We start from the raw sequence: 21,224 nt of genomic DNA on the forward strand, positions 1-21,224 counted from the left end.
GTGCGGGTTCTGCCTCGATTCGGTGACGGACCGGTTAACCGCGACATCCACCGTGCCCGACGGAGGAGACTGGGAGCAAAGGGACGAAGTGGGGGCATGCGGTGCTGGACGTGCAACTGCACCGGGGATTCCGGTACATCCACGAGCCGTTACCCGCCGGCGACGGCGCGTTGCCCACGCTCGGTCACGAGGAGCTGATCGGCGCCCTCGACGAGCGCCTGCGCTACTCGCACGGCGGCGCCTTCCTCGTCACCGGGTTCCGCGGGGTCGGCAAGTCCACCCTGGTGGGCCGGGCGCTCACCGCCGCCGCCGGAAGGTGGCGCGGTGACGAGGAACTGCTCGCGGTTCATCTGACGGTCGCCCGTGCCATGACGGCGGACGAGCTGCTCTTCGCCATCGTGCGGCGGATCGTCGAGACCCTGGACGACCGGGAGCTGCTGCCGCGCCTGCCGCCCGACGTGCAGGACAAGCTCCTCCTCGCGTACATGCGCACGTCGCTGTCGTACACGCAGACCCACTCCGAGAGCACGGAGCGCGGTGTCACCCTCGGCGCGGGCATGCGGCGCGGCGCGCTGGCCGCGCTGTCGCCCTCGCTCGGCCTGAGCCGCCAGCGGGTCCAGGCCCAGGCCACCGAGGCGGCCTTCCTCGCCTACTCCGAGACCGACGTCGAGTACGACCTGCTGCGCATCATCCGGCTGCTCTCCGGAGGGGAAGGGCGGGCGGCCCGGCCGCGCCGCCGGCCGCTGCGCCGCCGCGGGCGCTCGGCGCGGCTCCGCGTCCATCCCGTCGTGGTCCTCGACGAGATCGACCGGCTCACCGACAACCGCGAGGAGGCGCTCGCGGATCTGGAGACGCTGCTCGCCCGGCTCAAGAACGTGCTGACCGCGCGGGGCGCCCACTTCGTCCTCGTCGCCGGGATCGACCTGCACGAGCGGGCGATCCGCGACGCCGAGCGGGGCAACGGCGTCTACGACAGCGTCTTCGCCTGGCGGATGTACGTCCCCTGCCTGTGGGAGGCGCCCGAGCGGCTCGTACGGGCCCTCACCTCACCGGACCCGGGCGCCGGGACCGGTACCGGGGCTCCGGCGGCGGCCCGGCCGGACACCGTCGAGGGCGGCCTGAACCCCTGGCGGCGGGCCGAGTTCGTCCGCTACCTCAGCTACAAGGCGCGCGGACTGACCCGGCGGCTCCTCCAGGAGTTCAACGCCCAGGTCGTGTGGGAGGACGGTGCGCCGTGCCTCCGCGTCCCCGCCGAGGACTGGGAGCGGATCAAGTTCTACAGCGAGCTGGAACTGCTCGTGGCCGCCGCCGTCTCCGACGGCAGACCCGCGGGCCTGACCTCCGTACCCCTGGACGAGGACCGCTGGCGGCTCGGCGGCTACCACGTCGTGGACTGGGCGCTGCGCAGCAGGGGCCGCTCCTTCACCGCCGCGGACATCTTCGGCGGCGGCGGGAGCGAGCCCGGGATCGACCCGCTGCTGCGGATGGACGGCCACACCGCCGAGCGCCTGCTGCGCCATCTGACGCGCTTCAGCGTGCTGGAGGTCGTGAGCGAGGCGGGCCGGCCGGACATGACCGTGGTCGGCAACCCCGCCGAGGCGCAGCCCAGCTACTACGCGCTCACCACGCAACTCCGGCGCCAGCTCGACGACTTCGCGCGGCGCAGCGAGTCGGAGCGGGCGGAGCTGCGTATGGGCCTGTCCTGGTCGCCCGGACTGTTCGACACCGGCGTGGCCGAGGCGCACGGCACGAACGAGCCCACGACCGTGCCGGGCGTGGCCGCCGCGCCCGCGGCGCCGCTGCCGCCCGCACCGGCGCTGCCGCCCGCACCGGCCGCGGCACCCCGCCCCGGCGGTCCGCCGGTGACGGCGGCCGGGGCAGCCGCGAACGGCGGGACCACCGGCTCGTACCGGATCCGCCCTCCGGGGCCCGCCGGCCCGCCCGGCCCGCCCAGCCCGCGCCCCGAGCCACGCCCCGGGCCGCGCCCCGAGCCGGTCACGCCCATCACCGTCCTCGCCGACCGCTACGAGGTGCGCGAACTCATCGGCCAGGGCGGGATGGGCGCCGTGTACCGGGGGCGGGACACCCGTACCGGACAGGCCGTCGCCGTCAAGCTGCTCAACCGCTCCCTCGCCGAGGACGGGGAGATCCGGGCGCGGCTGCAACGCGAGGCCCGCGTGGGGCAGATGTTCCGCAGTCCGCACGTCGTGCGGGTCCTGGACTTCCTCGACGGGCCCGATCCGGCACTGGTCATGGAGCTGCTCCAGGCGCCGTCCCTGGAGGACGTCCTCCGGGACCGCGGCTCCCTCGGCGCCCACGAGGTCACGCGGCTGGGCAGGGACATCGGCCGGGTGCTCGAACAGGCGGTGGAGCTGGAGGTGTCCAGGCTCGACCTCAAGCCGTCGAACGTGCTGCTGCACCCGGAGCGCGGGGCCGTCGTCATCGACCTGGGCATCGTCCGGTACGAGGGCGGGCGGGGCGACAGCCTCACGCTGACCGGCGCGGTGGTCGGCACGCCGGGGTACATCTCGCCGGAACAGGCCCTGGGCCACCACTCGGACATCCGGGCCGACCTCTTCGTCCTGGGCCTCATCCTCTACACCTGCCTGGCGGGCGAGTCCCCGTTCGAGGCGGTCGAGCCGCTGGCCCTGCTCTACAGCGTCCTGACCGAGGACGTGCCGGTGGACGGGCTGGCGGTGTCGGACGAACTGCGGGCCGTGCTGCGCAAGCTCACCGCGAAGGAGGTCGACGCCCGCCACCGGACCCCGTCCGAGTTCCTCGCCGACCTGGCCGCCACCCCGGAGGCCGGCGAACACCCCGCCGGCGACCAGGCCCCCACGGCCGGCTCGTAGCGCCCGCGGCTGCCCGCCGTGCGGAAGAACCGCACCTCGCCGAACCCCGGCTCCCGTACGGGACCGGAAGGGCCCGGGGCACGGGGCCCGGGGCACGGGGCCCGGGGCACGGGCCGCTCGGGGGAGGCTTCCCCCGGCCGCCGTCCGAGCGGCCCGCACCATCCAGTCAAGCGGACCGGCCGGGCGCCGATCGGTCGCGCCCCGGGCGGGTCCTGGACGTGATCCGCTCCACCACGCGGGCCGCCTCCGGGCCCCGTACGACGACGTGCACGTCCCAACGCGCCCCGCGGGCCAGTTCCGCCTCGACGGCGCTCCACAGCGCCGCCGCGCTCACCCGGTACGGAAGCCCGCCGCGGCCCGAGCAGCGCGAAGCACACCGAGCGCAGCGGCGGCGTGTACCGGTCGTGCTCCTCGGCCAGCAGCGCGATCGCGCGCGAGGCGGCGCGGGTGACGTCGGCGGGCAGCACGTCGTAGTCGTTGGTGCCGGCCCGGGGCCGGGCCACGGCCGCGTGGTAGATCCGCCGGACGCCCTGGCCTGCCAGGGCGCGGTCCTGCGGGTCGTACGGCCTGAACTCCTCCGGTGCGAACCGGGACGAGTGCCTGCGCCAGAGCTGCGTACCGCCGGGCAGGACCTCCCAGTGCGGCCGGAAGCGGTACGCGGAGGGCGCCGCGGCGTCGTCGCGCATCAGTCGCCCTCCACCAACGCGACTGCCACGTCCACCAGTTCACGGTCCGGCCGCTTGCCCCGCGCCGCCGCGGGTGTGTCGTCGCCCAGCCAGGCGTTGGCGGTCAGCCACCAGTCGGCGGCTCCCCACGGGTCCGCGTCGGCGAGCAGCACCCGGTTGACCTCCAGGACGACCGCGTACGGTGCTCCGCCGCCGGGCGCGAACTGGAACGCCGGGTAGCGCTCGCCGCGTTCGGGGTGCGTAAGGCGGATCAGCTCGGGCGGTGGCGCCGTACCGCCCGAGCGGACGCGGGCCTCCGCGGCGGAGAGCGCGGGCACCCGCAGGAGCCGGCGCTCGGCGGCGGCGATGCCGGAGGCGGTGGGGGTGCCGGTGCCGGGGCCGCGGGGGTCAGTGCCGGTGCCGCACGTACTCCTCGGCTGTCAGCTCGGCGCGGATGCTGTCGAGGTGCGCGTCGACGAGGCCGAGCACCCTCTCCCCGCCGTCCTCGCCCGGAGTCATCCGCTCTCCTCTCCCCCGCCGCCGGCGTGGCCCCTCGCCCGCCCGATCGCCTCCTCGGCCCGGGCCCGTACCGCCCGCGCGCCCGCGCTCTCCCCTTCCGCTCCGCTCACCGGCACTCCTCGCGTCCCGTGCGCCACCCGCCCCAAAGGCCCTACCGGACTCCATGATGGCGACGCGTCGGGCACGGCGACGCCCGATCGCCGATCCTCGGCGCCGCGCCGGTACGGGCGGCGCGGAGCGCGAAGGGCGGCCGGGCCCGGCCGGGCCGGTGTGCCCGGACCTGCCAGGTCCGCCCGCATCCCGCGCCGCAGCTCCCGCAGTTGGTCCCACATCGCGTCGACCTCGCCCCGGGCGGCGTCGAGCGAGTCGCCCGGCGGGGTACGCCGTCGTCCAGGCGCCGGAGCCGGCCGTAGCAGGTGCCGAGCGCGTGCGTGACCTCGCCGGCCTGGGCGAGTACGGGGTCGGGCAGCAGCAACTGCGCCTCGGCGTACACGCCCCGGTGCACGTCCCTGGCCTCGGTCAGGCGCTGCCGGGCCGCGCTCGGGTCCTCCGAGCGCAGCAGGGCGTACAACTGGTCGGTGAGGGCGGCCAGATACTGCCGGGAGGCGGCGTTCAGCGCGACGCAGCAGGCGCGCCGCACCCCGGCCTCCTCGGCCCACGCCCGCGCCTGCTCGATCCGCTCCTGCTCCCGGATCCGGCTGCGCTCGGCCGCCCGCTCGGTGAGCAGGGCGGACGACAGTGTCCCGATCACGGCGACGACGGCCACGACCAGTGCCCCCGTGCCGTTGACGTCCATCGCCCCACCTCCGCGTCGCGTACCTCCCCAGGGAACCGCCGCCGCGCCCGCCGCGGAACCCCGCGCCCGCCGCCCGCCCAGCCTTCGCCCGGCCCGCGACCGCTCCGCCCGCGTCACCACGGCTGACGGGCCGTCACGCACTCGGCCGCCGGATGTTCCGGCCGGGAGGGGGATTTCACGGTCACGTCACAAGCCGTGCATGGCCTGGACCCCGCGTGACCACGCACGATCACAGGGGAGTCGCCCACCGGCCGGTGGGCGGCGTGTGTCCTGGTGAAGGAGCCCCGCCGTGTCCAGCCGTCGTCATTTCCTGACCGGGTCCGCCGCGCTCGGCCTCGCCGTGCTGCCGCCCGGGACCGCCCGCGCCGCCGGCCGGAGCCCCGCGGCGGCGGGCGGCGGCCGGCGGCCGAACGTCGTGGTGATCCTCGCCGACGACCTCGGGTTCGGCGGCATCGGCGCGTACGGGCAGCGGCTCGTCAGCACCCCCCGGCTCGATCGGCTGGCCGCCGAGGGGCTGCGGTTCACCCAGGCGTACTCGGCGGCGGCCGTGTGCGCCCCGTCCCGCTGCGCGGCGCTGACCGGGCTGCACGCGGGGCACGGGCGGGTACGGGAGAACCCGTTCGGCGGCCCGCAGGGGTCGCTCACCGAGGACGACACGACCTTCGCCGAGGTGCTGCGGGCCCGCGGCTACCGCACGGCGTGCATCGGCAAGTGGGGATTCGGGCCCGAGGAGGCGGACCAGCCGAGCCATCCGCAGGCCCGGGGGTTCACCGACTTCTACGGCTACATCACGCACGGGCACGCCCACCAGTACTACCCGCAGTACCTCTGGCACAACGGCGCGAAGGAGCGGATCCCCGAGAACGCCGACGGCGCCCGCGGCGCCTTCGTCATCGACCTCCTCCAGGGGCGCGCCGTCTCCTTCCTCGACGCGCACGCCGGCGGGCCCTTCCTCCTCATGCTCAACCCCAACGTGCCCCACGCCCCCAGCGACATCCCGGACCTCGGCGAGTACGCCGACCGCCCGTGGAGCGACGCGGACAAGGGCCACGCGGCCCAGATCACCCGGCTGGACTCGCTGGTGGGCGCGGTCGTGGACGCGCTGCGCCGGCTCGACGTGCACCGCGACACCCTGCTGCTGTTCTCCAGCGACAACGGGCCGCACGAGGAGGGCGGCGTCGACCCCGACCTCTTCGACGAGAACGGGCCGCTGCGCGGCTACAAGCGCAACCTCTACGAGGGCGGCGTACGCGTCCCCCTGATCGCCTGGCGCCCGGGCACCGTCCGGCCCGGCGTCAGCGACCGGCCGACGCCGCTGACCGACCTGCTGCCGACCCTCGCCGAGGTGGCCGGAGCCCCGGCGCCGCGCGACATCGACGGCCTCTCCGCCGGGTCCCTGCTGACCGCCCGCCCCGCGGCGGGCCCGGGCCACCGCCACCTGTACTGGTACCGCAACGACCCGGGTGCCACCAAGCGCGCCAACGCGGTGGACGGCGGCCGGATCCTCCGGCTCGCCGAGTCCGTGCGCCGCCGCGACTGGAAGGCGGTACGGTTCGCGCCCGGCCGGGACCGGGACGTGCCCGACGCCGAGTGGGAGGTCGAGCTGTACGACCTGGCCGCCGACCCGGGGGAGACCAGGGACGTCGCCGCCGCGCACCCGGGCGTGGTGGCCGAGCTGACCGGCCTGCTGCGGTCGTCCTGGGCCGACCGCTACGACCGCGAGCGCTTCGGAACCCGTATCGAGGCACCCGAACTCGCCTACCCCGGCGAGCCGTTCACCGTCACCGCGACCCTCGCCAACGGCTCCGACCGCGTCTGGACCGACGCCCGGATCCGGCTGGACGTCCCCGCCGGCTGGCGGCTGCGCCCCGCCGCGCCGGCCCGCACCGCCCTGCTCCGTCCCGGGGCCGTCCTGCGGACCGTGGTCGAGGTCGTCCCGGCGCGCGGCGACACCGCCGCCGGCGCCCGCCTGCTGCGCGCCGAGGGCACGGCGCGGTACGACCGCGGCACCCTGCGCTACCCCGCGTCTAGGGCCGTGGCCGTGCCGCCGCCCGCGCCGCGCCGCGACAGCTTCCTCAGCGACCTTCAGTGGGTGTCCGCCCGCAACGGCTGGGGTCCTGTGGAGCTGGACCGCAGCAACGGACGGCAGCCGGCGGGCGACGGCACCCCGATCAGCTTCGGCGGCGTGACCTACGCCAAGGGGCTGGGCGTGCACGCCCACTCCGAGATCGTCTACCACCTCGGCGCCGCCGCGACCCGGCTGACCGCGGTCGTCGGCATCGACGACTTCTCCGCCGCCCAGAGCGCGAACGGCGCGACGGTCGCGCAGGTGTGGGGCGACGGCCGCAGGCTCTACGACAGCGGCACCCTCACCGCCGCCACCGGGCCGCGGGAGGTGGACGTGGACGTCACCGGCGTCCGCCTGCTCCGGCTGGTGGTGCAGGACGCCAACGGCTCCACCTCGTACGACCACACCTCCTGGGCGGCGGCGCACGTACGGGTCTGACCCGGGCGGGCCCGACAGGTGCGCGCGCGTCCGTCCCGGGCGGGTGTCAGCGGATGTCCAGGCGGTTCAGGGCCAGGGTGGCCAGGGCCACGTCGCGGGCCGCCAGGCCCTGGACCACCGCCAGGATGCGCTGGGACGGCGCGGTGCGCCCCGGGAGCATGCCCGCGGCCACCGCCGGAAGGCCGCCGGTCAGGCGGGTGTGGAGGGTGTCCGACGGCAGGCCGTCGGCGAGCCAGGCGGCCACCGAGCCGGTGACGCCCGCGTAGCCGGGGTCGTCGACGAAGAACCGGTCGGCGACGGTCAGTACGCCGGCGGAGATCTCCGCGCCGCCGCCGAGGCCGAGCACCGTGCCGCCGGCGGCGAGGTGCCGCGGCTCGACCACCGCCCGGGCGGACGAGGTCAGCGCCACCACCACGTCGGCGCCTTCGACCGCCCGGTCCAGATCCGGGAACGGGACCACGCCGGGGGGCTCCTTGGGGGAGGGGAGAGGGGTGGGCGCGCCGGAGCGGCCGGGGGCGGGGGCCCGGGCGGTGTGCTGCCCGGGTCCCCGCACGGATGCGGTGGGAGCGTGAACATGTCGCCTGGCGCTCGCCGGTCGAGTCGCGGGCGTGCCGGAAAGGAGGGCCACGCGGTCCGCCCGCACCTCGACGTGCGCGCGAGCGCTGGTTGCGTGAACACGGCCCGGGCCCTCCGGCCCGGGCAGAGCCGGGCCGGAGGGCCGGAGCCGGTCAGGAGTCCGTACCGGGCACGGTCCAGGACTGGTCGGCCCCGGTCGTCGGCCGGTAGACCCCGACCGCCCCGTGCCGGCTTCCGGGGGAGGCGGTCAGGCGCGCGAGCGTGCCCACTTCTGGTTGTCGCCCGCGTTGCAGGTCCACTGCGCCAGTGCCGTGCCGTCGGCCGTCGACTGGTTGATGACGTCCAGGCACTTGCCGCTGTGCCGGGCGACGAGCCGGACGTGGCCGGAGACGTCGGTCGCCTCGGCCTTCCACTGCTGCGAGGACGAGCCGTTGCAGGTCTTCTGCACGGCCAGCGCGCCGTCCGCGGTCGAAGCCCCGGCGACGGCGAGGCACTTGCCGCTGTGCCGGGCCATGATCTGGACGTAGCCGGAACCCGCGTCCGTGAACCAGAAGTGCTGGTTCACGCCGCTGCCGCAGCCCCACTGGACCAGTTGCACGTCCTCGGACATGTCGAAGTTCGCCACGTCGGCGCACTTGCCGCTGTGGCGCGCGGTCAGCGTCTCCCAGGGGCCGGCCATGCCCCCGGAGCCGCTCTCCTTGTGCATCCACATGACGAACTGCCCGGTGGCCTTGTTGTACACGACCTTGGGGCGCTCGACGTTGGCCCAGTCCAGCTCCGGGTCGGACTCCCCGGTCAGGACGTGGTTGCGGAACTCCCAGGTCTTCAGGTCGGTGGAGCGGTAGGCGGAGACGTAGCGGAAGGTGTTGTCGGCGTTCCCGTTCTCGCCGAACCAGTAGTAGTACGCGCCGACCTTGACCACACCGCCGCCGTGGGCGTGTACGGGAGCGCCGGCCGGATCGGTGAACTGGGTGGCGTTGCCGATGGTCACGGGGGCGGCGTGCGCGGTGCCCACGCCGGGGAGCAGGGACAGGAGGACGGCGCAGAGGACTGCCGCCGTTCCGGAGAGTGTGCGTCGCATGGCGCGATACCTCGTGGGGTTGCGTCGGACCAGGGCGCGCTGCGCGGGCAGCGCGGGGGACCGCGCCGGGCGTCCGGAGCGGTGAATGGCCTGGTGGGGGGTCGGTCGTAAGGCCGTGGTGAGCACCATGATCACAAAATGTTTTCGTAAACACGATGCAGCCGGAAGTTTGCGGCGGGGCGCGGACATGTCAAGGATCCGGACGGCGGCCGTCGCGGGTTTTGACCGCGAACCTTGTTTGCGTCAACATTCACGGTGGTGGGGACGCGGCGCGGGCGCGTCCCCGACGCTTCGGGGAAGGAACGGTCGAAGGTGGCGGACAAGGTGACGAGGACGCCACGCTCGCGCCCGCCCCGCACGTGGCCCTCCATGGCGGAGGTCGCCGCGCATGCCGGGGTGTCCTCGCAGACCGTCTCGCGCGTGGCCAACAACCACGACAACGTCGACGAGACGACCCGCGCGAAGGTGCTGGCCTCGATGCAGGAGCTGGGGTACCGCCCCAACGCGGCGGCGCGTGCGCTGGTCACGGGCAAGTTCGGGGCGATCGGCGTGGTCAGCTTCGACGTGGGCGCGCACGGCAACGCCCGTACGCTCGGCGCCATCGCCGACGCCGCGCGGGAGGCGGGCTTCTCGGTCAACTTCATGGGCATCAGGGCGCAGACCGAAGCCGCGGTGCGGCAGGCGTTCCAGCACCTGATGCTCCAGTCCGTAGACGGCATCGTGCTGGTCGAGTCGCGCGTGCTCGACACCCCGTCGCTGCACCTGCCGCCCACGATGCCGGTGGTCGTCGCCGACGGCGACACCGGGCACGAGTACGCGAACGTCGACTTCGCCCAGGCCCGCGGCACCCGGAGCGTGGTCAACCACCTGCTGGAGCTGGGCCACCGCAGCGTCTACCACGTCAGCGGCCCGCCCGACTCCTTCGCCGCCCGGCGGCGGGCCGAGGCGTGGGAGCGGGCGCTCGTCACGGCCGGCGCCCCGGTGCGTCCGACCCTGTGGGGGGACTGGACCGCCGAGTCCGGCTACCTGGCCGGCCGGACCCTGGTGCAGATTCCCGACGCCACGGCGGTGTTCGCGGCGAACGACCAGATGGCGCTGGGTGTCCTGCGCGCCATGCACGAGGCGGGGCGGTCCGTGCCGGACGAGATCAGCGTCGCGGGCTTCGACGACGTACCCGAAGCCCCGTACTTCCAGCCGCCGCTGACCACGGTGCACCAGGACTTCGACGTGGTGGGCCGGCACTGCGTGACCCTGCTGCTGGAGCAGATAGAGCGCCGCGGCGGCGGCCCGAGGCGCCTGGCCGTGGAGCCCACGCTCGTGGTGCGGGCCAGCACGGCACCTCCGCCCGCCTGACGGATCCCGGGTCTCCTGCCCGGGATGTCCCCGTTCATCCGCTGATGCCCGCCGGAAAGCCGCCTCCTTGCGCTTGACGCCCCTGTGGCGGCGGCGCGAGCATCACATTGCCAATGGTTACGTAAACATCCACGGCGCCGATCTGCAAGCACGCCGTGCAGCCGGGTACCGGTGCGATGTCCGACCGGACCGCGTACGGCTCCCCTTCGAACACGGCCCGCTCACTTCCGATCGGACGACTCGCCCCAGACCCGGCCCTCCCTGTCGGCCTTCATGTCAAGGGGATGCTCACCGCCTGCTGCCGCTCCTCGGGGGTCTCGGCTCCGATCCTTTCGGAGGTGCGCTCCTGCCGGCCGAGTGCTGCGCCTACCGTGTGCTTGCTGTTGCCGCTGGACATACGTCGTACCTCCGGACAGATGGGGTTGCCGCACCGACACGGCGGGTACCGGAGGGGCGACCGGTCGTCGGCGGCGGGAAGCTCTGGAAACACTCGTCGCACTCGGCACCTCCCATACCCTCCGTGTCGGGTTCACTACGCTGCCGTGATCTTGGGCGGCAGGCCAGACGCCCGGGGTAGGCCAGTACTCGGCCCGGAAGTAGGCCAGACTCGAGAACATGAGCGTCGGCGGCGGCAACATGAAGCGGCTGCGCCTTCAGCGCGGTTGGACGCAGGCCCGGGTCGCACGCGAGATGTTGCGGGTTGCGGGTATCCGGGACTCCGAGCCGGTCACCCACCGGGAGATCAACAGGTACGAGTGTGGGCGCCGTTCACCGCGCGAGTGGCTGCCGGTGATCGCTGAGGTGTTCGGAGTCAGCGTGGATGACCTGACGACGCCCCCGCTCCAGACAGACGAAACGACGGACGACTACGCCACGTCGATTCGCGAGCTGTCTGCCCGCCTGGTCGAGCTGGACAACGAACGGCACGGGCTTCCCATTGCGGACACGGCAGCGCTGGCGTTCAAGCGCGTTCACCGGCAGTTGGGCACGGGTGACCACGGGCGCGACGTGCAGGCCGCTGCTGCTGAGCTGGCAGAAATCGCCGGATGGGCACTGTACGGAGCGGCGAGATACGAGGCGGCCCGCCGGTACAGCCAAGAGGCCCTGCTGCTGGCGCAGTTGAGCGGCGACCGGTCCATTGAGCTGATCACCCTTCAGAACATTGCACTTGTCGCGGGACACACGGGGAGTCCAGGTATAGAACTCGCCATCGCCCGCTCCGTGCTCGCCCGTGGTCAGCTCGCGCCCCGGGTGGAAGCGATGTTCCGCGGACGAGAGGCACAGGGGCTCGCCTTGACCGGCAACACGTCGGAGGCGAAGCGATCGCTAGCCCGAGCGCGCGTACTGCTCAGCGACGGCGGATCGTCCGGCGACCCCCCATGGTCCTGGTGGGTGACAGACCGCGAGCTGGACCGCCAGGAGGCCCGAACGCTGTGGGCTACCGACCGGTGGCGTGAGGCTGTGCCCGTGCTGCGGCGTGCCTTGGAGCCCGACTCCGTACACGTCGGCTACCGCAACATCGCGGCGGTCTGGCTGCTTGACTGCCTGGTGCACCTCAAGGCGTGGCGTGAATCGACGGAAGAGGTCGAGTACCTGGCACAGGTGGTGCCGGAGATGGCGGGAGTCGTCAGCCGGCAACTGCTGTCCCGTACGGCCGGCAAGGCGAAGGCGGACCCCAGCGTTCCCAGCAGCCTGCGGGACGGGCTTGAGCACCTGGAGCGTGAAGCTACCGCGGACCCCTACGCCTTCTAGCCGAGAGTCGAGCATCAACACCTCCTGGTAGAACGTCGCCCAGGGCGCCCTGCCGGTCCTCGCCCTCGTCATCCAGCAGCGCCCGCAGTGCCGCAGCGGCGAACGCGCCGTCGGCCCGGCGCCCCGGCCCGGGGGCGGGTGACGGGGCCGGGTGTCCTTGCGGGGTGGGGGTGGATAGCCTGGCCTCCTCGTATGTGCCCGCCCCCGTGCGGGCATCCGCCCGGCGACCTGGGAGACCGCGCATGAGCAGGTCCGCGCACGCGGTCGGCCGCGGGGCCCGCGGCGGTGCCGGCTGGCGGGGCGTTGTCGTCGCCGTCGTGCTCGCCGTCGCCGGTGTGCTCGGGGCCGGGGCCGGGCAGGGCGGCGGGGCGGTGTACGGCGGGCTGTCGTCGTACGGTGCCGCCGCCGACGCGGCCGGCGACGCCGCACCGGGCGCGGACCGGCACCTCGCCGGCGGCCAGGGCGACGGGCCCGAGGACCACGCCGCGCCGCAGCACGGCCAGCGCGGCACCCCGGCGGAGCGGCCCACGGTGCCGTTCGCGGTCGCACCCCGGCCTCCGTACGACCTTCCCCGTACGCCCCCGGTCCCCGCCCCGGCGCGGTCCGACCGCGGCACTCTCCACGGCTTCAGCCCCGCACCGGGTACGCAGCGGGCTCCGCCCGCGCCTCCAGGCATCTGACACCACCCCTTCCTCATCCACCCGGCGCGGCCCCCCGCGTGCGCGGGCCGCCGCGCCATGCCTGGCTGGAGCAATCCCTGTGACACGCGCTACCCGCGTGCGGGCCGTGCTGGCCCTCGCCGTTCTCGCCCTGTCCGCCGCCGTCGCCGTCGTCGTGCCCGTCCACCTGGGACTCGACCTGCGCGGCGGCACCCAGATCGTCCTTGAGGCCCGCGACTCCGACGCCGCGAAGGCCGACGCGGACACCACCGACCACACCCTCGAAGTGCTCCGCAACCGCATCGACTCGCTCGGCGTCACCGAGCCCACCCTGACCCGCTCCGGCGACAAGCGGATCATCGTGGAGCTGCCCGGTGTCCAGGACCCCCGCGAGGCCGCCGACCTCCTCGGCCGTACCGCCCAGCTCACCTTCCACCCCGTGCTCGGCGTCGCGGACCAGGCGAAGAAGGAGCGGGGCGAACGCGTGCTGCGCGACGAGGACGGGCAGCCGCTGCGGCTCGGGCCCGCCGCGCTCACCGGCGCCGACGTCGCCGACGCCGAGGCGCTCTTCGACGCCCAGCAGGCCCGCGGCTGGTTCGTCACCGTCGGCTTCGACGGCGCGGGCGGCGGGCAGTGGGCCGATCTGACCGGGGAGGCCGCGTGCGCGTCCCCCGGCGATCCGGCGCGGCGCGTCGCCATCGTCCTGGACGGGAAGGTCATCTCCTCGCCGCAGGTCGACCCCGGCGTCGGCTGCGGGACCGGCATCACCGGCGGATCCACGCAGATCACCGGCGACTTCGGCCGCGACGAGGCGCGCGAGCTGGCGCTGCTCGTCAACGGCGGCGCCCTGCCCGTACCGCTGGAGACGGTCGAGCAGCGCACCGTGGGCCCGACGCTCGGCGCCGAGGCCATCTCCGCCAGCGCCCGGGCCGCGCTCATCGGCGCCGCCCTGACCTCGCTGTTCATCGTCGCCGTCTACCGGCTGCTGGGCTTGATGGCCACCGTCGCCCTCGCCTGCTACGCGCTTGTCTCGTACGCCGCGCTCGCCGCCCTCGGCGCGACCCTCACCCTGCCGGGTCTGGCCGGCTTCGTGCTGGCCATCGGGATGGCGGTGGACGCGAACGTGCTGGTCTTCGAGCGGGCGCGGGAGGAGTACGCGGCCCGCCGGCGGCCCAGCGTGCGCACCGCGCTGGCCGGCGGGTTCCGCAAGGCGTTCAGCGCCATCGCCGACTCCAACGTCACCACGCTCATCGCCGCCGGCCTGCTGTTCTTCCTGGCCTCGGGGCCCGTGCGCGGCTTCGGCGTCACGCTCGCCGTCGGCGTGCTCGCGTCGATGTTCTCCGCACTGGTCGTCACGCGGGTGCTCGCCGAGTCCGTCGCCGGGCGCCGCGCTCTGCGTACGCGCCCCGGCCGGTCCGGGATCGCGGGCCACGGCCGGGTACGGGCCTGGCTGGTCCGGCGCAACCCCGGGCTGATGCGGCATTCGCGCCGCTGGCTCGCGGTCTCCGGCGTCGCCCTGCTGCTGGCCGGCAGCGGCATCGTGCTCCGCGGGCTGGACTTCGGCGTGGAGTTCACCGGGGGCCGGCTCATCGAGTACGCCACCACCGAACCCGTCGACGCCGACCGCGCCCGCGCCGCGCTGGCCGACGCCGGGCTGCCGCGCGCCGTCGTCCAGACCTCCGGTGACGGCGAGCTGACCGTCCGTACCCAGGAGATGTCCGACGACGAGGTCGCCGGCGTCACCGCCGCGGTCGGCGAACTGGGCGGCGGCGCGGAGAAGGTCCGCGACGAGATGATCGGGCCCAGCCTCGGCGCGGAGCTGCGCACCGGCGCGCTCATCGCGCTCGGGGTCGCCCTGGCGGCCCAACTGGTCTACCTCGCCGTCCGCTTCCGCTGGACGTACGCCACCTCCGCCGTCGCGGCGCTCGTGCACGACGCGGTCATCCTCGTCGGCGTCTTCGCCTGGCTCGGCAAGCCCATCGACGGCATCTTCCTCGCCGCCCTGCTCACCGTCATCGGCTACTCCGTCAACGACTCCGTCGTGCTGTACGACCGCGTTCGCGAACTCGTCGCCGCCGACAGCACCGGGCCGTTCCGGGCCGCCGCGAACACGGCGATCCTCCAGACCGTGCCGCGCACCGTGAACACGGGCATGGGCGCCGTCTTCATCCTCGCGGCGCTGGCCCTGCTGGGCGGCGGGGCCCTCACCGACTTCGCGCTCGCGCTCCTGATCGGCATCACCGCGGGCACCTACTCCTCGGTCTTCACCGCCACGCCGCTCGCCATCGAACTCCAGGCCCGGAAGGAGCGGCGGGCAACGACTTCCGACGCGACGTCTTCCTCCGACATGTGATGTGTGACATGGTACTGCATCGTCAGGCACGTGTTCATGCCAAGAATTCGCCACCCGGGAGGCGGCAAGTGAGACCGAGACCGAAGAGACGGCGGGGAGGAAGACTCCTCGTCCTGGCAGTGACCCTCAGCCTGGGTACCGGGCTGCTCGCCACACAGGCGCAGGCCCGCACGGCACCCGAACGTCCCGCGGCGCAGGCGCAGTCAGTGCCGCAGTCGCAAGCGCAGGATCAGGACCCCGGCAAGGCGCAGGCACCCCCGCAGTCCTCGGCCGTCACCCAGGACGGCGACGAGCCCGAGCACGTCGGGAAGGACCCGCTCAAGCCGCGGCAGCGCGCGCCGCTGTCCGCGTCGAAGGACGAGCTGAAGCGCGACTACGACGGCCCGGCGACCTCCGCCCAGCGCGCCCGGCCGTCGATGAAGGCCGCCGGGAAGGGCGGGGCCCGCGCCGACGCGGCCGCCGCCGCGTGCAGCACCGCCGACTTCACCGGCCGTACCGGCAGCGCGCTGGTCGCGCAGATCAGGGCCTCGACCACCGACTGCGTCAACACCCTCTTCAGCCTGACCGGCAGCGACGCCTACCACGCCTTCCGCGAGGCGCAGATGGCGACCGTCGCGTACGCGATGCGCGACGGCTCGTCCGCGTACCCCGGCAACAGCAGCACGGGCATGCCGCAACTGGTGCTCTACCTGCGCGCCGGCTACTACGTGCACTGGTACAACGAGTCGGCCGTCGGCCCGTACGGGCAGAGCCTGAAGACCGCGATCCGGTCCGGGCTGGACGCGTTCTTCGCGAGCGGCCACGCCTTCGACGTCAGCGACGCCAACGGCGAGACCCTCGCCGAGGCGGTGACCCTCATCGACAGCGCCGAGGAGAACGCCCGCTACCTGCACGTCGTCAAGCGGCTGCTGAACGGCTACAACAGCTCGTACGACGCCTCCTGGTGGATGCTCAACGCCGTCAACAGCGTCTACACGGTGCTCTTCCGCGGCCACCAGGTGCCGGAGTTCGTCAGCGCGGTCACCGCCGACCGCAGCGTGCTCACCACGCTGTACGACTTCGCCTCCGCGCACACCGGCCTGCTCGGCACCGACCGCGGCTATCTCACCTCCAACGCCGGCCGCGAACTGGGCCGGTTCCTCCAGCACTCCGCGCTCCGGCCGGACGTGCGCCCGAAGGGCGCCGGACTGCTCGGCCGGAGTTCCATGACCGGCAGGACGGCGCCGCTGTGGGTCGGCTTCGCCGAGATGGCCGACTTCTACGACAAGGCCAACTGCGGCTACTACGGCACCTGCAACCTCCAGGAGCGCCTGGCCGCCGCCGTCCTGCCGATCAACCACACGTGCAGCGGCAGCCTGCGCATCCGCGCCCAGGAGATGACCGCCGCGCAGCTCGGCGCGTCGTGCAGCAGCCTGGCCGGCCAGGACGCCTACTTCCACGGCATCGCGCGCGACGGCGGCCCGGTCGCCGGGGACCGCAACACCACCCTGGAGGTGGTGGCGTTCGACTCCAGCACCGACTACCAGACCTACGCGGGCGCCATGTTCGGCATCGACACCAACAACGGCGGCATGTACCTGGAAGGGGACCCCTCGGCCGCCGGCAACCAGCCCCGGTTCATCGCCTACGAGGCCGAGTGGGTGCGGCCCGCGTTCGAGATCTGGAACCTCAACCACGAGTACACGCACTACCTCGACGGCCGCTTCAACATGCACGGCGACTTCACCGCCAACGTCTCCACCCCGACGATCTGGTGGATCGAGGGCTTCGCGGAGTACGTGTCCTACTCGTACCGCAACCTGCGCTACGACGCCGCCATCACCGAGGCGGGCCGCCGCACCTACGCGCTGAGCACGCTCTTCAACACCACGTACAGCCATGACCAGACGCGCGTCTACCGGTGGGGCTACCTGGCCGTCCGGTACATGCTCCAGTCCCACCGCTCCGAGACGGACACCGTCCTCGGCTACTACCGCGGCGGCAACTGGAGCGCCGCGCGCAGCTATCTGACCGGCAGCATCGGCTCGCGCCACGACGCCGACTGGTACACGTGGCTCGGCGCGTGTGCCGCCGGCGAGTGCGGCGGAGGCGGCGGCGGTGGCGGCATCACGGAGTGCGCCGGCACCGACACCCGCCAGATGGACCGCAACTGCAAGCGCAGCGGCATCGCCGCGACCGCGGGCGGCCACGCGTACTTCTACCTCTACGTCCCGGCCGGCACCGCGCAACTGAAGATCACCGCAAGCGGGGGCACGGGCAACGCCGACCTCTACTACAACAGCAGCACCTGGGCCACGACCGGCGGCTACACCAGCAGGTCGACGGGACCGGGCAACAGCGAGACGCTGACGGTCGGCAACCCGGCGGCCGGCTACCACTACATCAGCCTCGCCGCCGCCGCCGACTTCGGCGGAGCCACGCTCACCACCGAGTACTGACCGGGTAGCGGCGCAAGGGCACGACGACACGGAGGGAGGAGCCCCGGGGGAGCCCGGGTGGCGAGCGGAGCGCACCACCACCGCCGCCACCCGGGCCGTTCGCGTCCCCCGCTCCCGGGGCCCGCTCCCGGGCCCCGCTTTCGGACCCTGCTCCCGGACCCCGGCGGGCACGGCCGCCCGGGTCGGTACCCATAGAACCATGTGACATTGTACTGTTGCTCCACGGGCCCGCGACAGCGCGGCCCCGCCCGCATGCCGCGACTCACCCGGAGTACTCCATGACCTCTGCCCCACAGGAACGGTCCCGCCCCTGGCACGGCCTCATGGTCGCCACCGCGCTCCCGCTGCGCACCGACCTGACCGTGGACTTCGACGCCTACGCCGAGCACGTCCGCCGGCTCCTCGACGCCGGCTGCGACGGGGTCGTCACCAACGGCTCCCTGGGCGAGTACCAGACCCTGACCGACGACGAGCGCATCCGCCTGGTGCACACCGCCGTGGCCGCGGCGGGCGACGGCGACCGGGTCATGGTGGGGGCCGCGGCGTACGGCAGCGCCGAGGCCCGCGGCTGGACCGAGCGGGCGGCCGAGGCCGGCGTCGGCTCGGTCCTGCTGCTCCCGCCCACCGCCTACCGGTCGGACGAGGCGGCCGTCCGCGCGCACTACGCCGAGGTGGCGAAGGTCGGCCTGCCGGTCGTGGCGTACAACAACCCGTACGACACCCGCACCGACCTCACCCCCGCGCTGCTCGCCGCCATGCACGGGGAGGAGAGCATCGTCGCGGTCAAGGAGTTCACCGGCGACGTCCGCCGGGCGTACGAACTCGCCGAGCTGGCACCCGGACTCGACCTGCTGACCGGCGCGGACGACGTGCTGCTGGAGCTGGCCGTCGCCGGGGCCGTCGGCTGGATCGCCGGGTTCCCCAACGCGCTGCCCGACGCCTGCGCCACCCTCTACCGGGCCGCCACCGACGGCGACCTGGCGCTGGCCAAGCCGCTCTACCGGGCCCTCCACCCGCTGCTGCGCTGGGACTCCAAGCCGCAGTTCGTCCAGGCGATCAAGCTGTCGATGGACGTCGCCGGGCTGCACGGCGGCCCCTGCCGCCCGCCGCGCTCGCCGCTGACGGACGACGAGGCGGCGGCCGTACGGGGCATCACGGAGAAGCTGCTCGCCGAGGGCCTGGGCTGACCCGCCCGCACCACCGCGCCCGAGCGGCCCCTCGGCCTTCTCCCGCCCCGGTCTCCGGCCGCCGGGGCGGGAGGGCGGGGTAACATACAAAAATGTCACATCGCGCATCGAGCCCTCGCCGCCCGCGGAGGGAACACCATGGCTGAGGCGAAGCGGGGCAGGCTCATCTCGGTGCAGAAGCACCTGCGCGACCAGGTCGCCAACGCCCTGCGGGCCGCGCTGATAGCGGGCGAGCTGCGGCCCGGCGTCATCTACTCCGCGCCCGCGCTGGCCACGGAGTTCGGCGTCTCGGCCACGCCCGTCCGCGAGGCCATGCTCGACCTCGCCCGCGAGGGCCTGGTCGAGGCGGTACGCAACAAGGGCTTCCGCGTCACCGAGATGACCGAGGGCGACCTCGACAACTACACGGAGATCCGCGAGCTGATCGAGATCCCCACCGTGGGCCGGGTGACCGAAGTGGCCACCGCGGAGCAGTTGGAGGCGCTGCGCCCGATGGCCCAGGACATCGTCACCGCCACCCGCGAGCACGACCTCATCGGCTATCTGGAGGCCGACCGCCGCTTCCACCTCAGCCTGCTCGCGCTCGCCGGGAACGACCACCTGGTCACCGTCGTCGCCGAACTGCGCAACCGCTCCCGGCTGTACGGGCTGACGGACCTCGACCGCGCCGGCGCGCTCGTCGACTCCGCGCAGGAGCACATCACGCTGCTCGACCTGATGATCGCCGGCAACGCCGCGGCGGCGCAGGAGCTGATGGCCGGCCACCTCGGGCACATCCGCACGCTGTGGGCGGCCGGGCAGCGCAGCGCCGCGAAGCGGGCCAGCGCGCTGCGGCTCGGCGAGGGCTAGGGCCCGGGGGCGGAGTCGGGGCCGGGGTCAGGGCCGGAGTCGGAGTCGGGGCCGGGCGGTCGGCCCGGCCCGTCGCGTCGACCGCCTGCCGACCGCCCCCGCTCGGGGCGCCCGTCGCTCAGGCCGTCCCGTTGCCGGCGTCGAGCAGGGTCCCCATCCACTCCTCGACCGCGTCCGGGTCGCGCGGCAGCCCGCCCGACATCAGCCGGGCGCCGTCCTCGGTGATCACGAGGTCGTCCTCGATCCGTACGCCGATGCCGCGCAGCTCCAGCGGCAGCGTCTCGTCGTCGGGCTGGAGGTAGAGCCCCGGCTCCACGGTGAGGACCTGCCCCGCCTCCAGCACCCCGTCGAGGTACTGGCTCGCCCGCGCCTTGGCGCAGTCGTGCACGTCGAGGCCGAGCATGTGCCCGCTGCTGCACAGCGTGTAGCGCCGGTACAGGCCGCTGTCGGGGTCGAGCGCCTGCTCCGGGGTGATGCGCAGCACGCCCCAGTCGTACAGCCCCTCGGCGATCACGGCCATCGCCGCGTGGTGGAAGTCGCGGAAGCGGGCGCCGGGCCGCAGGGCGTCGATGCCGGCGCTCTGCGCGGCGAGGACGAGTTCGTACACCTGCCGCTGGACGCGTGAGAAGCGCCCGGACAGCGGGAGGGTGCGGGTGACGTCGGCGGTGTAGAGGGTGTCGGTCTCCACGCCGGCGTCGAGGAGCAGCAGCCGCGCCGGGTCGAGCGGGCCGTCGTTGCGGATCCAGTGCAGCACGCAGGCGTGTTCGCCGGAGGCGGCGATGGTCTCGTAGCCGGTGCCGTTGCCCTCGGCGCGGGCGCGGGTCTGGAAGACGCCCTCGATCCAGCGCTCGCCGCGCGGGTGGCGCAGGGCCGCGGGCAGGGCGCGTACGACGTCCTCGAAGCCGGCCGCGGTGTGGTCGGCGGCGAGCTGGAGCTGCCCGACCTCCCAGTCGTCCTTGACCAGCCGCAACTCCGCCAGGTACGTGCCCAGTTCGGCGTCCCGGTCCGGCTCGGCGGCGCTGTGCGGGCCGCGGTCGAAGAGGCCGTCGGTGCGGGCGTCGAGTCCGCAGAGCACCCGGGCCGGCGGCCGGGGCCCGGCGGTGAGCTTGGCCAGGTCGTCGAGGTCCCGGCAGGCCAGCCCGGTCAGTTCGGCGGCCTCGCCGAGGTCGGGGCGGCGGCCGACCCAGAACTCGCCGTAGCGGCGGTCCCGGTAGAACTCGTCGGTGTCCCGGTCCGAGCGGGGGCGCACGTACAGCACGGCCTCGTGGCCCTCGGCCCCGGCGGGCTCCAGGACCAGGACGTGCCCGGCCTGGTCCTCGCCGGTCAGCCCGGTCAGCCAGGCGTACGCGCTGTGCGGGCGGAAGCGGTGGTCGCAGTCGTTTGAGCGCACCTTGAGCACCCCGGCGGGCAGCACCAGCCGCTCGCCGGGGAAGCGCGCGGACAGCCGCGCGCGGCGGCCGGCGAGCGCGTCGTATCCGGGGACGCGGATGCCGGGCGGCAGCGGGCTGGGGGCCCACGCGCTGCTCATGAAGGTCTGGAGGGCGGCCGGGACGCCGAGGTCGTGGCTGCCGGTACGGGGACGGGCGAGGGGCTGGTCCATCGGGGCGGCTCCTGGTGAGCGGGGGGTGCCGGACACGG

The 21,224-nt window shown here is 74.1% G+C and carries 14 protein-coding genes and 1 pseudogene; 9 read left to right on the forward strand and 6 right to left on the reverse strand.

Annotated features, from left to right (window positions below; genetic code table 11):
- The first annotated feature begins 101 nt into the window (after window positions 1–101).
- Window positions 102–2,852: a protein kinase domain-containing protein gene (locus QBL21_RS10470; RefSeq protein WP_407561818.1), complete on the forward strand. Its 2,751-nt coding sequence runs from the start codon at window positions 102–104 to the stop codon at window positions 2,850–2,852.
- 166 nt (window positions 2,853–3,018) lie between these two features.
- Here QBL21_RS10470 and QBL21_RS10475 read toward each other — a convergent pair.
- From QBL21_RS10475 to QBL21_RS10485, 3 genes and pseudogenes are all read right to left on the reverse strand, one after another.
- A pseudogene (locus QBL21_RS10475) lies at window positions 3,019–3,397 on the reverse strand (hypothetical protein); the annotation flags it as partial.
- 140 nt (window positions 3,398–3,537) lie between these two features.
- The gene (locus QBL21_RS10480; RefSeq protein ID WP_407561819.1) at window positions 3,538–3,855 is read right to left on the reverse strand and encodes a hypothetical protein; all 318 of its coding nucleotides are present in this window, start codon (window positions 3,853–3,855) and stop codon (window positions 3,538–3,540) included.
- Window positions 3,856–4,187: 332 nt separating this feature from the next.
- Window positions 4,188–4,832 (reverse strand): hypothetical protein, encoded by a 645-nt coding sequence (locus QBL21_RS10485; RefSeq protein WP_407561820.1) that lies wholly within the window; start codon window positions 4,830–4,832, stop codon window positions 4,188–4,190.
- Between the two features lie 289 nt (window positions 4,833–5,121).
- Between QBL21_RS10485 and QBL21_RS10490 the strand changes: the two genes are divergently transcribed.
- Window positions 5,122–7,338, forward strand: a complete 2,217-nt coding sequence (locus QBL21_RS10490; protein ID WP_407561821.1) for a sulfatase-like hydrolase/transferase — start codon at window positions 5,122–5,124, stop codon at window positions 7,336–7,338.
- A 46-nt stretch (window positions 7,339–7,384) separates the two neighbouring features.
- On the opposite strand, the gene QBL21_RS10495 is transcribed toward QBL21_RS10490, so the two are convergent.
- Window positions 7,385–7,798 (reverse strand): hypothetical protein, encoded by a 414-nt coding sequence (locus QBL21_RS10495; protein ID WP_407561823.1) that lies wholly within the window; start codon window positions 7,796–7,798, stop codon window positions 7,385–7,387.
- Window positions 7,799–8,161: 363 nt separating this feature from the next.
- On the reverse strand, window positions 8,162–8,995 hold the full coding sequence (locus tag QBL21_RS10500; protein WP_407561824.1) for an RICIN domain-containing protein: 834 nt from the start codon (window positions 8,993–8,995) through the stop codon (window positions 8,162–8,164).
- 369 nt (window positions 8,996–9,364) lie between these two features.
- On the opposite strand from QBL21_RS10500, the gene QBL21_RS10505 reads away from it, so the two are divergent.
- From QBL21_RS10505 to QBL21_RS10535, 7 genes are all read left to right on the forward strand, one after another.
- Window positions 9,365–10,348 carry a LacI family DNA-binding transcriptional regulator gene (locus QBL21_RS10505; RefSeq protein WP_407566372.1) on the forward strand — a complete coding sequence of 328 codons (984 nt, stop codon included), beginning with the start codon at window positions 9,365–9,367 and terminating at the stop codon, window positions 10,346–10,348.
- A gap of 615 nt (window positions 10,349–10,963) precedes the next feature.
- Window positions 10,964–12,100 carry a helix-turn-helix transcriptional regulator gene (locus tag QBL21_RS10510; protein WP_407561825.1) on the forward strand — a complete coding sequence of 379 codons (1,137 nt, stop codon included), beginning with the start codon at window positions 10,964–10,966 and terminating at the stop codon, window positions 12,098–12,100.
- 242 nt (window positions 12,101–12,342) lie between these two features.
- Window positions 12,343–12,780, forward strand: coding sequence for a hypothetical protein (locus QBL21_RS10515; RefSeq protein ID WP_407561826.1), 438 nt, complete (start codon window positions 12,343–12,345; stop codon window positions 12,778–12,780).
- A gap of 79 nt (window positions 12,781–12,859) precedes the next feature.
- On the forward strand, window positions 12,860–15,112 hold the full coding sequence (gene secD, locus QBL21_RS10520) for a protein translocase subunit SecD (RefSeq protein WP_407561827.1): 2,253 nt from the start codon (window positions 12,860–12,862) through the stop codon (window positions 15,110–15,112).
- 68 nt (window positions 15,113–15,180) lie between these two features.
- Window positions 15,181–17,550, forward strand: coding sequence for a M9 family metallopeptidase (locus QBL21_RS10525; protein ID WP_407561828.1), 2,370 nt, complete (start codon window positions 15,181–15,183; stop codon window positions 17,548–17,550).
- A gap of 323 nt (window positions 17,551–17,873) precedes the next feature.
- Entirely contained in the window at window positions 17,874–18,737 is an 864-nt protein-coding gene (locus QBL21_RS10530) for a dihydrodipicolinate synthase family protein (protein WP_407566373.1), read from the forward strand.
- A gap of 138 nt (window positions 18,738–18,875) precedes the next feature.
- A complete protein-coding gene (locus tag QBL21_RS10535; RefSeq protein ID WP_407561829.1) occupies window positions 18,876–19,586 on the forward strand; it encodes a GntR family transcriptional regulator in 711 nt (236 codons plus the stop codon).
- A 118-nt stretch (window positions 19,587–19,704) separates the two neighbouring features.
- Here the strand turns inward: QBL21_RS10535 and QBL21_RS10540 are convergent, their stop codons facing one another.
- Window positions 19,705–21,186 carry an aminopeptidase P family protein gene (locus tag QBL21_RS10540; protein WP_407561830.1) on the reverse strand — a complete coding sequence of 494 codons (1,482 nt, stop codon included), beginning with the start codon at window positions 21,184–21,186 and terminating at the stop codon, window positions 19,705–19,707.
- Window positions 21,187–21,224 lie beyond the last annotated feature (38 nt).

The organism is Streptomyces sp. 184 (assembly GCF_045781775.1).
Taxonomy (GTDB): Bacteria; Actinomycetota; Actinomycetes; order Streptomycetales; family Streptomycetaceae; genus Streptomyces.

Bases quoted from the DNA above. Each gene is read 5' to 3' on its own strand.
- QBL21_RS10540 (WP_407561830.1), bottom strand. From the start codon at position 21,186: ATGGACCAGCCCCTCGCCCGTCCCCGTACCGGCAGCCACGACCTCGGC.
- QBL21_RS10515 (WP_407561826.1), top strand. From the start codon at position 12,343: ATGAGCAGGTCCGCGCACGCGGTCGGCCGCGGGGCCCGCGGCGGTGCC.
- QBL21_RS10530 (WP_407566373.1), top strand. From the start codon at position 17,874: ATGGTCGCCACCGCGCTCCCGCTGCGCACCGACCTGACCGTGGACTTC.
- QBL21_RS10535 (WP_407561829.1), top strand. From the start codon at position 18,876: ATGGCTGAGGCGAAGCGGGGCAGGCTCATCTCGGTGCAGAAGCACCTG.
- QBL21_RS10510 (WP_407561825.1), top strand. From the start codon at position 10,964: ATGAGCGTCGGCGGCGGCAACATGAAGCGGCTGCGCCTTCAGCGCGGT.
- QBL21_RS10485 (WP_407561820.1), bottom strand. From the start codon at position 4,832: ATGGACGTCAACGGCACGGGGGCACTGGTCGTGGCCGTCGTCGCCGTG.
- QBL21_RS10500 (WP_407561824.1), bottom strand. From the start codon at position 8,995: ATGCGACGCACACTCTCCGGAACGGCGGCAGTCCTCTGCGCCGTCCTC.
- QBL21_RS10505 (WP_407566372.1), top strand. From the start codon at position 9,365: ATGGCGGAGGTCGCCGCGCATGCCGGGGTGTCCTCGCAGACCGTCTCG.